Below are 15948 nucleotides of genomic sequence, written 5' to 3'. Positions count from 1 at the left end.
TGTTAAGCCATTAAAGGTTTGCCTTTCAATCGTTTTTCCACTTTGCGTTTCATGGCTGTAAGACGTTTCATGATATCCATGATCTTTTGGTCTTTTTTTCTTTTGTACACTTCATTTAAACTTAAAATAAGTGCTTTCGCTTCCCTAGAAATTTTAATACGATCGCTGGTAGATAAGGATTTTAAACTTGTTTGCTCAAATTTCAAAGCTTTGTCTATAAGTTCCATAATATTATTGTTTTAAATAGTTCTGTAATTCTGAAATTTTTTGTGCTGTGTTGAATTGTCCGCCATAATAGGTGGTAACAGTGGCCGAGGTATCGTCTTGAATGCCTCTGGAAGAGACACATAAATGTTTGGCATCTATAATCACGGCAACATCTGACGTGTTAAGGATGGCTTTTAATTCTTCGGCTATTTGATTGGTTAAACGTTCCTGCACCTGTGGTCTCTTGGCATAATACTGCACGATTCTGTTTAGTTTGGACAAGCCAATTACGGTTCCAGACGAAATGTAAGCCACATGTGCCGTGCCTATGATAGGTACAAAATGGTGTTCGCAATTGGAATAAAAAGTGATGTTTTTTTCAACCAGCATTTGGTTGTATTGGTATTTGTTGTCGAACAAGGCCACCTTGGGTTTGTTTTTTGGGTTAAGGCCAGAGAATATTTCATCAACATACATTTTGGCGACACGTTTTGGGGTTCCTTTTAACGAGTCGTCTGTCAGGTCCAGTCCCATAACGTCCATTATTTCTTCAAAAAGGATGGCTATGCGTTCTTTTTTTTCAGTATCGCTTAGTTTAAAAGCGTCTGCCCTTAAAGGGGTTTTCAAGCCAGTATATAAATGTTCGTCGCCAATGTCTTCATGACTGAAGCCATTTAAGGGATTTGTTTTTTGTTTTAGTGTGTTTGTTTTCATAGTGTCTTTTTTAGGTGCTGTCATAAGCTGTTTATCAACTTAAGCAAAGCAACAATTAGCGTTTGGAAATATGATTGTGTGTAATTTGTTTTTGTCTGGAGCTTTTAAAACGGCCTTTTTCAAATTCCCGCAATTTTAGATGCTTGGTTTTTCTGCCCTGAACCCGTTTTCTCCACATTTTAAAACTGCTCGCTTTCATTTCTTTTCGCATCAGGTTTATAATGTCTTGTTCCTTTAGTTGGAACTGATGGCTAATGGCTTCAAAAGGGGTTCTGTCTTCCCAAGCCATTTCAATAATTCTATCTATTTGTGCGTTTGTAAAATTCATAATTTGGGATGATTCATGGTTGTGCATAAGAGTCTTTGGTCCATCATTTTCTGAAAAAAGCCCTTGTTGTCCCGAAGTCTGTTATCCTGTTTAAATTGTATAAACTGTCCTTGGGCATGAATGCTTGTATTTAAACTTTTAAATACCACCAGTTGGTAGTATGGAATTACCCAAGCGTAGGTTTTTAAAGTTGCATGTATTCTTAGCAACACTCCTTTAGGACGTAGTTCTATGTTGACATAATTGATATCTTGGCTTTTGTTTAGAAGACTTTCAATTTTATAACTGGCTTTGTTGATAATCATACGTTTGGAACCAATGCCTTTAAGTTTTAAGGTTTCGATAAACCCAAACTTCTTTCCAACCAAATTGTCAATACGTTCTTCTTGGTCTCTTTCTGTGTATGTGGTATTCAATATCATGATTTAAAGATACACATAAAATTCTTTTGTCTAACTTTTTTAAGAAAAAATTATACAAAATTAACATTCGACTGTAAGGTTGCTTAGGGATTTACTAATATAAATTGGGATGATTGATGATATGCTGCGCTCGTTTCTTCATATTTTGAAGGTCTTGTTTGTTCATTTTATCCAATAGGTTGTACATCATTCCCATTCTAAAATTATTTTTTAAATAGGATCGTTTTTCATCCAGGAAATTCCAGTACAAACTGTTAAATGGACAAGCATTATCTTCTGTTTTTTTGTTTTTGTTGTAATGGCAGCTCTCACAATAGTTGCTCATTTTATGTATGTAAGAGCCAGAAGAAATATAAGGCTTGGTGGCTATTGTCCCTCCATCGGCATATTGGCTCATGCCTCTGGTATTGGTGAGTTGTACCCATTCTATGGCATCGACATAAATCCCTAAATACCATTCGTCCACTTGATCTGGATGGGTTTGTGTTAGCAGCAGGTAGTTGCCGGTTATCATTAAACGTTGGATGTGGTGCGCATAACCGTTATTCAATGAGTTATTAATGGCCTGTTTGAGGCAGTTCATTTTTGTGTTGCCAGTCCAGAAGAATTCTGGAAGTTGGTTGTGGTTGTCCAGTTCGTTTTTGGTTTTATAAGCTGGCATACAGGCCCAATACATGCCTCTCATGTATTCCCGCCAACCTATTATTTGTCTTATAAAACCCTCTACTTGAGACAGGTGAATGTTGTCTCCATGTTTTTGGTAGTAATTAAGTACTGTTGTTACCACATCTTTTGGAGAAATCAACTTTAAGTTCATGGCAAAGGACAGTCTGGAATGAAACAGATAGTCTTGGTCTGTATGCATGGCATCTTGGTAATCTCCAAAATGAATTAGGAGTTTTTCGCAAAAATATTTGAGTTGTTCCAGGGCTTGTGTTCTGGTAATTGGATAAGTAAAGGTTTTGGTGTCCAAGCGCCCAATGGTTTTAATACGTGCCGTTTGTAGGTCTTTAATAACTTCCGAAACATCATTTTTAAACCACTTGTATGTTGGGATATCTACATCGCCTTTCCATTTGTTTCTATTGCTTTTGTCGAAATTCCATGTGGCACCTTCTGGTTGTCCGGCAACCATAAGAATGTCGTGTTTTTTTCTCATGTCTCGATAGAAGTTCTCCATGAGATATTGCTTTTTACCTTCAAAAAAGTTGGCTACATCTTGTCGATTGGTATAAAAATGTTCGGCAGAAACAACGTTTGAAGAGAGGTCCAGCGATTTGCAAAATGTGCGAAGTTGTTTGTCCAATCGGTATTCGTCTGGTTCTATGTATTCAAAACTTTTGATGTAGTGTTCTTGTATGGATTGTAAAAGATTATCGGTTAAGGACTGCGTGTTTTTTTCATCGTTGATTTTTAAATACACAAGCTCATGACCTTGCGTTTTTAAATGCGATGCAAATTGACGCATGGCTGCAAAAAAACCAATTACTTTTTGAATGTGATGTGTGGTATAATTGGTTTCTTGACGCATTTCAAACATACAATAAACAACATTTTCATTGATGTTTTTAAACCATGAGTGTTTGATGTTAAGTTGATCGCCCAGAATAAGTCTTAGTGTTTTCATTTAAAATAAGGTTTGTTGTAACCAAAGGCATTGATATTTGTTTTGGGGATCATAGCGTTTTGTTTGTAAATCGACATTAAAAGTTCTGTCTCTTGGATCGTTGCCAACACCTGCAACATACATCCAATTGCCATAATTGCTATGCACATCGTAATCTATGAGCATGCTTTCAAAATAAGCAGCACCAATGCGCCAGTCCAGCATGAGTTCTTTTGCAAAAAAGGAGGCTACATTTTGTCGTCCTCTATTGCTCATCCATCCTGTTTTTTTTATTTCTATCATGTTGGCGTTTACAAACGACGATCGAGTGTCTCCATGTATCCATGATTTAACCCATTGCTCGTTGGATTCCCAGAGATAATTTTTGTGAAGGATGCCACCAATTTTAAAAATATCGTTGTGGTGTTTTAATGAGATATACTTAAAATAATCTCTCCAGATCAGTTCAAAAACAAGCCAATAAGTCGATTGATTTTTAAGGTGCTCTTTTTCAAAATGTTTCACATTCCAGTAAATGGTTCGTGGAGACAAGCTGCCATTGGCCAACCAAGGTGAAAATTTGGAACTAAAATCGCTACCAATCAAGCCATTTCTGGTCTTTTTATAAACGCTTAGCTTTTTGGTGGTGAAAAAATAATCGTTCAGCCTTTTAAGGGCTGAAGTTTCACCTCCTTTAAATGGAAAAGCTGTGTTGGGATGCGGTTTAAAGTCATGAAAACCTAAATCGTTCAGCGTTGGGATTGTGGTGTGGTTTTCAATAGGAAGCGTTTTGGTTGCCTGGTCACATTTGACCAAGGGTCTGACAAAACCATGCTTTTCCACTTTTTTTCTAAAGTTGGTGAATATCTTTGGGATTTCTGGATAAGACATGTTGATGTCTTCAGGATGATATAGAAATTGATTGTAGAAGCTATGCCATATTACCGTTTTGGGAACCGCTAATTTGACATTGTTAATTTCCTGTACTTCTTCACTGGTCCATTCTTTTTGATGATATACAGAGGTGATATGATGCTTTTCCACCAAGTATTTAATTGCTGTTTCTGGAGTTTCATTAAAAACAAACAACTCTATGTTTAAGGGTTTTAGGTTGGATTTTAAATTGCTAACCGTATCAATTAAAAATTGGGCCCTATATTTTTCTGTTTTTTTAAAACCAAAGTCTGAATGTTCAAAATGTTTGGGATTAAAACAATAGCAGCCTATAATAGACCTGTGATTTTGCAAGGCTTGTTGCAAGACATAATTGTCTTTAACCCTTAAATTGTTGGTAAACCAAACCAAGCCTATTTCGTTTTGTTTCGTCTGCATTTTTCGCTACAATATGTTAGATGTTCCCAGTTCTTTTCCCATTTTTTTCGCCAGCTAAAGGGCAAACCACAGGTTTTGCAAGTTTTTTTTGGTAGATTTTGTTTTTTTGTTGATTTAGGCATTAGGCATTGGTTGTTTGTTGCAGAAAAGAATAAAGTCCAATTTTAAACATTTACCAGCTCATTGATCATGCCTTTAAAAATAAACCCATGAAAGGGCCAAACGCTATACCAGTACAATCTTCCCCAAAGACCACGAGGTCTAAAGGTGGCAGTTTGTTTTAGTATGTTATCTTCAATTTTAAACTCCAGCCAAGCTTCACCAGGAAGTTTCATTTCGGCATAGAGCAGTAATTTTTGCTGTTTTTTGTCTGCAAAAATCACGCGCCAAAAATCTAAAGCGTCGCCAGCGTCAAGATCTGTAGGACTGGTTCTACCACGACGTAACCCAATACCGCCAAAAAGTTTATCGATGTATCCTCTTACTTTCCATAGATAGTTGCCATAATACCAACCGTTAATTCCACCAATGCTCCAAATTTTATCCAGTGTTTTTTGGGTATCGACAACTTGTCGTTCTTTATAATCTTTAAAACAACCAAATTTAGGCACATTGATGTATTTGTGGAGGTTGTTGGGAAGTCTTCCACTGCTAACCATGGAATCTTTCCAACTGGATACTATGCTATTTTGTTCAATTTTTTCAAAAGCCAAAGCTACTGCTTGTTTATAACTTATTGGCTCAACCTCTAACAAAGCATTAATATTGCTAGGTTTCCCAATGATTTGCACTCCCATACTATCCACCAATGAAATGGCAAGTTTGTAAGAGGTAGAGGTTACAAAATATAACCAATAAGAAGATAGTTTGGGTGTCATTACCGGAACGGTTAAAATATAGCGTTTTAAGCCCCTAACCTCGGCAAATTGTAATAGCATTTGCTTATAGGTTAATATTTCCGGTCCAAACACATCGTAGGATTGGTTGTATAGATCCTCACGTCCTGCACTTCTGTGTAAAAACGCCAATACATCACGAACAGAAAGCGGTTGTGTTTTTGTATGTAGCCATTTGGGAGCGATCATAAATGGTAACTTTTCTACCAAGTCCCTAATAATTTCAAAGGAAGAGCTGCCGGAACCCACAATTATACCTGCTTTAAAAACCGTTAGCGCATAAGCATAGGATTGTAGGATGTCTTCAACATGTTTTCGGGATTTTAAATGTTTGGACAAGTTATTTTCGTTGGTAATACCACTTAGGTAAATAACCTGTTTTACCTGAGTGGTTTCAAGGTAAGTCTTGAAGTTTATGGCACAACGTGCTTCCAAGGATTCAAATTTTTTAGAGGAATTGGACATGGAGTGAATTAAGTAATATGCCACGTCAATATCGTTTGGAATGTTTTGAAGTGTTTCGGGTTTTAAAAAATCGGCTTCAACAACTTCAATTAAGTCCTCTTCTTGGTAGGTTTTGTCTGCCCTTAGTTGATCCCTTACAGTACAAACTACTTGATGACCACTATTAACCATTAGTGGGATAAGGCGTTTGCCAATGTATCCAGTAGCTCCTGTAACGAGAATTTTCATGATAATATGTTTAAATTTGATTTTGGCCTTTGGTAAGCCAATCTGGTTTTTTTGGAAGGTATGGCATAAGCGTCCAGACCATTAATGGCAGCAATTTGTCCTTTGGACAGATCCAAAAAACCATCGGCTTGTAACAAGCCTTCTTTAATGTACATATCTGTAATTTTCCCAACAATCAATATGGTGTTATTGGCTTTAATGTGATATTCCTCCACATAGTCAAGAGCCATTTTAACAGGCGCATCCTTAACAAAAGGTGCGTGACACTGGTTAAGATATTCGGGTACTAACTCACTGGCTTCAAACTCTGAAATTCCAGAAGGATACTTTGCAGAGGTGTGATGCGCTTTTTCAATTATGGATTTATGAATGTGATTGATGGTGAACACAGAGGTTTCCTTAATATTGTTGTAGGTGTCCCTAACAACTGTGGTTGGCCTTAAAAAGAAACCCAACATGGCAGGATCGGATCCTAAATGGGTTACCGAGCTAAACACTGCCAAGTTTGTAATTCCGTTTTGGGATTTGGTTCCAATTAAGTTGGCAGATTTATATCCTGAACAACTATTGATAAGATTGATTCGATGCACATAAGACATGTTGCTAAAATCTTTCTGACTGAAATGTTCCATTGTTAAGGTTATAGGTTGTTAATAATGATGTGTGAAGATTTTAAGTCGAACATCAGATTATAGAGTCCGAAAAACGTTCTGTTCATATAGATAAAATGTTTGGAACCTCTGTTGGCATTGTATTTTCTTATTTGTGTGTTTTTGGAGTATTGTTCACCCAATTGCGCTATTTTTAAAAAGAAGTCTGCATTTGAAAAATCGAAGGTTTCGTCTTGAAGAGGTAGCGAGAACAGGCTTAGCATGTCATGGAACATTTTACTGAAAAAGGCTTTTTCCTCTTGGGTGTCTTCTGGTTTTAAAATTTCCAATTCGTATAATTTGGCCAAGAATTTTTCTTGGTTGGAAATGTTTTCTTTTTGGGCCAACTCAAAATAAGGTATGTAAAAGTCTTCCGGAATGGTTTTAACGCACCCAAAATCCAAAACGATAAGCTGTCCATCTTCAGAAATTAAAAAGTTACCTGGATGAGGGTCTGCATGGACTTTTTTGAGTTTATGGATTTGGTACATATAAAAATCCCAAAGTGCTTGTCCAATCTTATTGGCTTTTTCTTGATTGGTGTTGTGTTTGGTAAATTCCGAGAGATGTTCCCCTTCCATATAATCCATGGTGATGATTCTGTCTGAGGAAAGATCAGGATAATATTTTGGAAACTTTAAATTGGAAATGTGTGCACAGGCTTGTGCAATTTCCATGCTCTGTTGTACCTCAAGCACATAATTGGTTTCCTCAATAAGTTTGGTTTCCACCTCTTTAAAATACTTGTCGGAATCCTTTCCTTTTATATTGAACATGCTCATGGCCACTGGTTTTACCATGGCCAAATCGGATGCGATACTGTCCGCAACTCCTGGATATTGGATTTTCACAGCAAGTTTTTTCCCATCTTTTTCTGCCTCGTGCACTTGGCCAATGCTGGCAGCGTTTATAGAAGTTGCGTTAAAGGTATCGTAAAGTTCATCTGGTGTTTTACCAAAATAGTTTTTAAAGGTTTTAAGAACCAAAGCAGGCGATAAGGGAGGAACGGAAAATTGAGCCAAGGAAAATTTTTCCACATAGGCCTGTGGCAGGATGGTTTTTTCCATACTTAGCATTTGGGCTACTTTTAAAGCGCTGCCTTTTAATTGCTTTAAGCTGTCGTAAATATCTTCGGCATTGTTTTTATTTAAACGGTCTTTGGCTTCTTCTTTGGAAGTCACCATTTTATCACCATAATATTTAATGTAATTCACGCCTACTTTGGCTCCTGTGGAAACCAATTTGGTGGCGCGTTGAATTTTTGAGGTAGGAATTTTGTCTATGGTTTTCATGGATTCATGTTTACTTTTTCTTTAAATAAAAATTTTCCAAAATCCAGTACACTTTTAAGAGGTGTCATTTGAAGGATATCGAAACTTGTATTTACAGATTTTTCAATAAAGACATCTGTTTTTTCAAAAGAAGCCGATTGGTCTTCCATCCAAAACTTAAGGGTTAGCAACAATTGTATCCAAGCAGATTCCTGCAAACCTTTTTGTTGTATCTGTTGAATTTGTTTTTGATTGATATCCAACATGTCAATATCCAAATCTTGAATGTATTTTGTAAAACTGAGACGTAACTTAGAAAGTTTTTTAAGCCCTTTTAAGCTGTTTTGATGCGTTTTCAAGGCCAGAAGCACAAAACTTCTATTTGCCGTTAGGTTTTCAAAAAAAGTAAAATAGAAACTTAGGAGTTTGTTTCTGGCATCAAAAGTTTCGTAATCTGCACTTTTGTGCAAGACCGTTAAAGTGTTGTCAAAAAATGCTTGAAAAATCTCTTTTTCCAATACCTCAAACGAAGTAAAGTGCTTGTAAAATTCCTGTTCATCCAGTTTGTTTGCTCTAGCAAACTGATACACTGTGTGAGGTTTTTTCTCATGTTCCAACACATAATCCATGTATAGGGACATGATGTTCTCGTGGTTTAGGGTTTTCTTTTTTGCCATGATTTCAGTACGTTTGTGTAAAGATACTAAATGTCTAACTTTAAATATTAAAAATTAGACAATTTTAACATATGATGCAATAAGATTTCTCTATGAAGCTGCAAAAAGGCTTAATTTGGCCTACAGGTACCCATAATTAAAATTGTACATTGGATTAAAATGTTCTAAAACTTAAGGATGTAAAGTAAGGAGAGACTGGAAATAAAAACCCATAAAACAACTGCAAAAAGGAATGGCTTTAAACCCGTTTCTTTAAGCTGTTTGATGGAAAGAGTGGTTCCAACCAAGAATAATGTTAGGATTAACAATCTTTTGGAAACAAATACAATATTAGTGGACCAACTGTTGGGAATTAGGTCATAGCTGTTAATAAGTATGGCCACTATAAAGCCTAAAATAAACCAAGGTATTTTTATTTTGTCTGTTTTATTTTTAAATAAAAACATAGAGAATATGGACAAAGGGATTATCCACAAGGTCCTGGACAATTTAACAGTGGTAGCAATTAGCAAGGCTTCTTCGCCATATTGCAAAGCAGCACCAACCACAGAACTGGTATCGTGAATGGCCACAGCGCACCAAAGTCCGAAATCGCTTTGGCTTAGGTTGAAATAATGTCCCAAACCCGGAAAAATAAACAAGGCCACCGAATTGAGGAAAAAGACAATTCCCAGAGCTATGGATATGGTTTTGGGTTCTGCTTTAATAATTGGAGACACAGCTGCAATGGCACTGCCTCCGCAAATGGTGGTTCCAGAAGTTATTAAGTGGCTTAATTTTTTATCCAATTGCATGTATTTTCCAACGAGCAAACCTAGGGCAACCGTTAAAAAGATTGAGAGAGTGGTCAAGCTAAGTCCTTCCAAACTGGTTTCCAGGGTTTCAATTAAGGACATCCCAAAACCCAAGCCCACTACCGCTATTTTCAACAAATATTGAATGCCTTTTTGACTTTGCCTTAAAAAAGGATTTCCAAACAGGATGGTAAATATAAATCCAGTTAACAAGGCCAACGGACTGTTAAGAACACCCAATAGGCAAAGCAATAGAATGATGATAAAAATAACTTTGGAACTGGTGTTTTTCATTTAAAACTGGAACAAGGAATAAACAAAAACCCCAAGTGGATTGGAGTTTTTTTTTGATATGCAAATATAGCAATGTTTTAAGTTATTCCTTAATTATTTTAAATCCAACTTATTTGTGTTTTAAGCAATAACATAACACATGTACCAGATTGAATGCTTTAGCTTTCAATTTTAATGGATTAGCATTTGGGCACATGGGTTCTAATCATTCTTTTGTTAACAGGTTTTGTTAAGGTAATGTTCCATAAAATATTCTACAAAGCTTCATGCGTATCGTCCAAAATTGGTAGTACAGCTCTTCAGTTTGGATATTTTTAGTTAGGACAACTAAAAACCTGTTGTTTTAAAATAAACTTACTGTAAATAAAGGTTTTTGGGTTTAAGAAGTTCGAAATAAAAAATAATTTCTTTTTCATTTTTTTAAAATTGTATATTTGAAATGATAAAATCGAAAATCAAAATGAAAAAATTTACTTTTCTGTGTCTAGCTGTTTTATTTGCAAACATCAGTTTTGTGTTCTCTCAAAACACCTTGTCTGAGAAACAAATAAGAAGCATCTACCATAATTATGGTTGGGAAGATTAGTAATCTTTTAACAATTACGCATGATTTTTACCCGTATTTTTACAATACTAAAGTTTAATTAACATTAAAACAAAACAGATGAAAAAAATATTACTATTATTAGCTGTGGTAGCTTTGTCATTTCAGATGCATGCACAAGTAACAACACCACAATCAAGTCCGTTCAGTAAAGTGGAACAAAAAGTGGGCTTAACAGATGTTACCTTAGAATACTCGAGACCAAGTATGAAAGGACGTGTCATATATGGAGATTTGGTGCCATATGATAAATTATGGAGAACAGGAGCCAATAAAAACACCCTCATTACTTTTAGTGATAATGTAACCATTATGGGACAGTTGGTAAAAGCAGGTTCTTATGCTATTTTTACCAAACCAGGCAAAGAGGCTTGGGAAGTTTTGTTTTATTCAGATACTGAAAACTGGGGAACCCCAGAAAAATGGGATGATGGCAAAGTAGCTGCTAGAGTAAAGGCAGAAGCTGTTTCCATGCCATTTGAGGTGGAAACATTTACAATTGATATTAATCAGATATCAAATTCTGGAGCAACCCTTGAGATAATTTGGGAGAAAACCTATGTAGCTGTTCCTTTTTCAGTTCCAACAGACGACAAAGTTTTGGCATCCATCAATGATGCATTAAATGGAACACCTAAAGCAAATGATTATTATGCTGCCGCTGTGTATTACTTACAAGAAGGAAAAGATATTAAACAAGCCAAGGAATGGATGGATTTAGCCATGAAAATGACAGAAAAACCAATGTTTTATCAATTAAGACAACAGTCCTTGATTTATGCAAAAGCTGGTGATACCCAAGGCGCTATTGAAATTGCCAAGAAGTCCCTGGAAGGAGCCAAGGAAGCCGGAAACGACGATTATGTTAAAATGAACATGGATTCCTTAGCCGAATGGGAGAACTAAAAATCTAGTATAATTCTTATAAATAAAGCCTCACAATTAAAGATTGTGAGGCTTTTTTGTTTAAAAACTTTGGGAAACTTTATAGATTATCCTTTAAGATCTTTCCCGTAAAAAACCTTTAGGACGATTTAGGATTTAATTTTTGAAGGATAAAAGCTATTAGAATAACAAGGATACACCCAAACAAATTAAGCCATAAATAAGGCATCCAGTCTTGCCACCAGCCCAAGATAACTATGGCTTGAGTTATTAAAGCTGCCACAAAAACGGCATTGCCACGAACATATTTAAAGAAAAAGGCCAGAAGGAAAATACCAAGCACATTTCCGTAGAAAATAGAACCTATAATATTTACCAATTGGATTAAATTATCGGCCAAATAGGCCACACAGGCAATAATTATAGCTAAAATTCCCCATGCAAAAGTGAACCATTTCGTGGCTTTTAAATAGTGGGTTTCGCTTTTTCCAGGAACCATACTACGTTTGTAGAGATCCAAGGAGGTGGTAGACGCCAGTGCATTCAATTCGCTGGCAGTACTGGACATGGCAGCACTTAAAATCACGGCCAGTAATAAGCCAATCAAACCTCTGGGTAAATTGTTAAGTATAAAATGGATAAACACATAATCCTTATCATTGGTTTCCACACGCACAATCTTACTGTCTGCTGCTTCCTGTATCAATAATTTAGCAGCTTCCCTATTGGCTATGTCTGCTTGGTTGGCTAAGGCTATTTCATCTGTTAGCATAGGGTTTCCAGTGTCAACGTATTTTTTGATAACCTCTTGTTTGGTGTTGAAAATGGCCAGTTGTTCCTGTTCCAAATCTTGATAGGCATTGGCATATTCCGAATTTAAAATAAGCTCTTCTGCAGCAGGATTGAAATTTATAGGCGAGGGATTGAATTGATAAAACACAAACACCATGACACCAACCAAAAGAATAAAAAACTGCATAGGGACTTTCAACAAGCCATTGAAAATCAATCCCATTTGCATTTCCTTAACCGATTTTCCCGAGAGATAGCGTTGCACTTGGCTTTGGTCTGTTCCAAAATAGGAAAGCGCCAAAAAGGTACCTCCAATCAAACCACTCCAAACCGTGTATCTGTTTTCCAAATTAAAGGAAAAATCCAGGACATCCATTTTACCACTTGCTCCTGCAATTTCCAAAGCTTTGGTAAAGGTGATGTTTTCTGGGAGATAACTTATAATTAAAAAGAAAGCCACAAACATGCCTGTAAAAATAACAGCCATTTGGTGTTTTTGTGTCATGCTTACTGCTTTAGTTCCACCGGAAACCGTATAAATAATGACCAAAATCCCTATGATAATATTCAAATAGGTGAGGTTCCAACCCAGAACGGCCGATAATATAATGGCTGGAGCATAAATAGTGATTCCAGCTGCCAAACCCCGTTGTATAAGAAATAATATGGCCGTTAGGCTTCGTGTTTTTAAATCGAAACGATTTTCGAGAAATTCGTACGCAGTATATACTTTTAACCTGTGATATAAAGGAATAAAAACCATGCAGATTATTATCATGGCTATGGGAAGACCAAAATAGAATTGCACAAAGCCCATTCCGGAATGAAAGGCTTGTCCTGGAGTGGATAAAAACGTTATGGCACTTGCTTGGGTAGCCATAACCGATAAACCTATGGTCCACCATTTCGATTCGTTGCCACCACGCACATAATCCTGTACATTTTTACTGCCTCTGGTTTTCCAAGTACCATAGCCTACAATGGTTACAAGGGTTCCTATTAAAACAATCCAGTCTAATGTTTGCATTTTTAAAACGCTTTAGTGATTAAGTAAAAAACAATAAGGTATAGTGCATTTGCAATCAACACCAAGGTGTACATGTTATTCCATTTGTATTTTTGGTTTGGTTTCATGGGTTATGTTTTTACTTATTAGTTTTCAAGTGGTTTTGCTGAGGTTTCTGGATTTTTGCCAAGGCTCAGCATGTTGGCAAACAATCTATAGGCTCCAGGCACGCCTGCAGGAAATTCCCTAAAAAAGCTCAGTCCTGTATAAATGTAATGGCCTTTACCATATTTAGCTACCAATAAACTTCCTTTTTTAGCCGATTCCCCTTTGTCGTGCATGGAAAAAATAGGAGTGAATTCTTTGGCCCAAGTATCTGGAAAATACAAGCCTCTTTCTTGGGTCCAACCCTTAAAATCGTCTTGTGTTATCTTGTTTGGCGTATTTAACACGGGATGTTTGGGAGCCAGGAATTTTACTTCAGCAGTTTCATCGGTTACACGATCCCTGGAGAGCTCCAGTTTGTAAGGCGCCAATTCATCCACTTTCAATTGATGACTGGTATTGTATTGTACAATCATGTTCCCTCCATTTTTAACAAACTCAAATAACAATTGTTGTTTAAATTTAATGGATTCCAAAGTATTGTATGCTCTTATTCCAACAACTATGGCGTCAAATTCATCTAAAGTTTTGGGGTTGATGTCTTCAGGTTTCAAGAGGGTAACTTGATAGCCAATTTGCTCCAGACTTTCTGGAACAACATCTCCAGCACCAACGATGTAACCAATGTTTTCCCCTTCTTTATGAAGGTCCAAACGCACTATTTTTGTTTCCGAAGGCAACAAAACGGTTTGATAGGGAATATGTTCGTAGTCTATTTCAATCAGTTCCTTGGAATAGGTTTGTCCGTTTACCAGCATTTTTGGGATGATTTGTCCTTCATGTTGATTTTTTGGAGGGGTTACACGAAAGATCACTGTTTTTTCTTCGCCTTTATTTTCAATTTGTATGTCCTGTTTTTGGGGAGTTACCTGCCATTCCTTAGGATACTTCAAGCTTAAAGTTCCTTCTAGGTTATCGCGACCGGCTTTTACCATAACAGGAATGTCCTTGGCTTGGCTATTCTCAAAAATGATGACCTTTTCTGAAATTTTAACCGATGCTTCTGGTATAATTTCAAAGGGTTTGTAAACCTCACCTTTTACAGGATCGTTGGTTTTGTAAACAACAGGTTTTGTGAAAGTTATGGGTGTATGGTTGAAGCGTAATTTGAAAGACACTGTAAAAACCCTTGGTGTTTCTGGTTTTCCTATTAAAGTGTCATTGGATACTTGGTACATGCCTAGAGTCCCTTTTTCGGTGAGCCAATACGGCGTGGTAGGCTTTTGAGTGTCTGGGATTTCCAACACTTCATGAAAGTCAAATCCGTTGTTTTCAGTTAAAGCAAGCTGTTTTTCAATGTTTGTGTTATTGCAAGTTATGGTTTCCAAAGTAATGGGATAAGCACTTCTATTGATGGTTTCTATATTCAATTTAACGGTTTCCCCTGGAGTTGCTTGGCTTACTACAGATGCAGCTTCTAGATACAGTCCAGCACAATTGTAAATAATGTTTTTGATTTCTTCGGTTTTGTAAGTTCTCCAATGTGTGTCTTCCAGTTTTTGAATTAGTTGGTAGGCTTCCACCAGCTTAGGAATACTTGCTGCAGGATTCTTAAAATCGTAATTGGCTTCAACTTGCTGTAATATGTTACCAATGGCTTCGCCACCTTTTACGCGCTTCCAAGTGGTGTCTATACCATCAAACAAGTTGTTTTTATTTTGAGGCATGTCTCCTTTTATCAATTCAAGATATTCCATTTGCACACCGCGAGTACCTGTGTTTCCAAAGCCTTGTGATTTGTGTTGACTTCTGCTTAAAGCGGCGATTTCTGTATTGCTTAACCCAATTGATGGATAATAAACCCCCAAATCGAATTCCAACAACTTGCTTTTATCGGCTTTGTCAAATTTCTCCTGACTGCCATAAAACCACCAAGAAGTATTAAAAAACACACGTTTGGGTTGCCACAGACTAGTGTGATTCAATTGGTTGGGATATGCTGATTTTTTGTTGGTTAAATCGAACGCTTCTAGGCTAAGCATGGCAGAGCTGGTGTGATGTCCATGAGTTTTTCCTGGGCTTCTGTGGTCAAACCGATTGATAATGATATCTGGTTGAAATTGTCGGATGGCTAAAACCACATCGCTTAAAACAGCTTCCTTGTTCCATATTTCCAAGGTTTCATCTGGATGTTTGGAATACCCAAAATCGTTGGCACGTGTAAAGCGTTGTTCACCACCATCTATCTGTCTGGCAGTTAAGAGTTCTTGGGTTCTAATTACACCAAGAAGCTCCCTGATTTCGGGACCTATAAGGTTTTGGCCACCATCGCCACGAGTTAGGGAAAGATAGGCTGTTCTGGCTTTTACATGATTGGACATGTAAGAAATGAGACGTGTGTTTTCATCATCAGGATGTGCTGCCACATACAGAACGGAACCTAAAAAGTTGAGTTTTTTAATGGATTCGTAAATTTCGGAGGCATTCGGTTTTTTTGGTGCTTGAGAAAATGTATGAAAGCCAGAAAACAGCGTTATAATTACAACAAGTAATAGTCTTTGCATGATGGGTTTTTTTGAAAGCAATAAATATAAAAAGAAAACCAGCAAGCTTGCCGGTTTTTATGTTTCTTTAACGTTTCTATTATTGAAAAGGATTTGTTTTTAGTTTAG

16 protein-coding genes are annotated in these 15948 nt (G+C 36.7%); 2 read left to right on the top strand and 14 right to left on the bottom strand.

Annotated elements, in window-relative coordinates:
* Nucleotides 1-2: 2 nt before the first annotated feature.
* The 12 genes from D778_RS12745 to D778_RS12695 form a co-directional block, all read right to left on the bottom strand.
* Nucleotides 3-227, bottom strand: coding sequence for a hypothetical protein (locus D778_RS12745; protein ID WP_007651386.1), 225 nt, complete (start codon nt 225-227; stop codon nt 3-5).
* Nucleotides 228-231: 4 nt separating this feature from the next.
* Nucleotides 232-921 carry a GTP cyclohydrolase I FolE gene (folE, locus tag D778_RS12740; RefSeq protein WP_040492478.1) on the bottom strand — a complete coding sequence of 230 codons (690 nt, stop codon included), beginning with the start codon at nt 919-921 and terminating at the stop codon, nt 232-234.
* Between the two features lie 55 nt (nt 922-976).
* Complete coding sequence (locus D778_RS12735) at nt 977-1249, bottom strand: TIGR03643 family protein (RefSeq protein ID WP_007651382.1); 273 nt, start codon at nt 1247-1249, stop codon at nt 977-979.
* Nucleotides 1246-1671, bottom strand: a complete 426-nt coding sequence (locus D778_RS12730) for a hypothetical protein (RefSeq protein WP_040492470.1) — start codon at nt 1669-1671, stop codon at nt 1246-1248. Before D778_RS12730 ends, D778_RS12735 begins: the two co-directional genes overlap by 4 nt.
* 94 nt (nt 1672-1765) lie before the next feature.
* Nucleotides 1766-3298: a cryptochrome/photolyase family protein gene (locus D778_RS12725; RefSeq protein ID WP_007651379.1), complete on the bottom strand. Its 1533-nt coding sequence runs from the start codon at nt 3296-3298 to the stop codon at nt 1766-1768.
* A complete protein-coding gene (locus tag D778_RS12720; protein ID WP_007651377.1) occupies nt 3299-4609 on the bottom strand; it encodes a DASH family cryptochrome in 1311 nt (436 codons plus the stop codon).
* Nucleotides 4585-4731: a DUF2256 domain-containing protein gene (locus D778_RS14460; protein ID WP_081602644.1), complete on the bottom strand. Its 147-nt coding sequence runs from the start codon at nt 4729-4731 to the stop codon at nt 4585-4587. Before D778_RS14460 ends, D778_RS12720 begins: the two co-directional genes overlap by 25 nt.
* 42 nt (nt 4732-4773) lie before the next feature.
* Nucleotides 4774-6198 (bottom strand): SDR family oxidoreductase, encoded by a 1425-nt coding sequence (locus tag D778_RS12715; RefSeq protein WP_007651375.1) that lies wholly within the window; start codon nt 6196-6198, stop codon nt 4774-4776.
* Nucleotides 6195-6830: a flavin reductase family protein gene (locus D778_RS12710; protein WP_007651373.1), complete on the bottom strand. Its 636-nt coding sequence runs from the start codon at nt 6828-6830 to the stop codon at nt 6195-6197. Before D778_RS12710 ends, D778_RS12715 begins: the two co-directional genes overlap by 4 nt.
* 8 nt (nt 6831-6838) lie before the next feature.
* Nucleotides 6839-8140 carry an ABC1 kinase family protein gene (locus D778_RS12705; protein ID WP_007651371.1) on the bottom strand — a complete coding sequence of 434 codons (1302 nt, stop codon included), beginning with the start codon at nt 8138-8140 and terminating at the stop codon, nt 6839-6841.
* Nucleotides 8137-8796: a TetR family transcriptional regulator C-terminal domain-containing protein gene (locus D778_RS12700; protein WP_007651366.1), complete on the bottom strand. Its 660-nt coding sequence runs from the start codon at nt 8794-8796 to the stop codon at nt 8137-8139. The genes D778_RS12705 and D778_RS12700 overlap by 4 nt, the downstream gene beginning before the upstream one ends.
* Before the next feature lie 164 nt (nt 8797-8960).
* Nucleotides 8961-9884: a YeiH family protein gene (locus tag D778_RS12695; protein ID WP_007651364.1), complete on the bottom strand. Its 924-nt coding sequence runs from the start codon at nt 9882-9884 to the stop codon at nt 8961-8963.
* 460 nt (nt 9885-10344) lie between these two features.
* Between D778_RS12695 and D778_RS14860 the strand changes: the two genes are divergently transcribed.
* Entirely contained in the window at nt 10345-10470 is a 126-nt protein-coding gene (locus tag D778_RS14860; protein WP_262507730.1) for a hypothetical protein, read from the top strand.
* A 78-nt stretch (nt 10471-10548) separates the two neighbouring features.
* Entirely contained in the window at nt 10549-11394 is an 846-nt protein-coding gene (locus D778_RS12690) for a DUF2911 domain-containing protein (RefSeq protein ID WP_007651360.1), read from the top strand.
* Nucleotides 11395-11512: 118 nt separating this feature from the next.
* On the opposite strand, the gene D778_RS12685 is transcribed toward D778_RS12690, so the two are convergent.
* Nucleotides 11513-13192: a sodium:solute symporter family protein gene (locus D778_RS12685; protein WP_007651357.1), complete on the bottom strand. Its 1680-nt coding sequence runs from the start codon at nt 13190-13192 to the stop codon at nt 11513-11515.
* 125 nt (nt 13193-13317) lie between these two features.
* On the bottom strand, nt 13318-15840 hold the full coding sequence (locus D778_RS12680; protein WP_040492468.1) for a PIG-L family deacetylase: 2523 nt from the start codon (nt 15838-15840) through the stop codon (nt 13318-13320).
* Nucleotides 15841-15948 lie beyond the last annotated feature (108 nt).

The sequence above is a fragment of the Xanthomarina gelatinilytica genome (assembly GCF_000348685.1).
Taxonomy (GTDB): domain Bacteria; phylum Bacteroidota; class Bacteroidia; order Flavobacteriales; family Flavobacteriaceae; genus Xanthomarina; species Xanthomarina gelatinilytica.
Note: the sequence above shows the minus strand (reverse complement) of the source record. Positions and strands in the feature narration are given on the sequence as shown.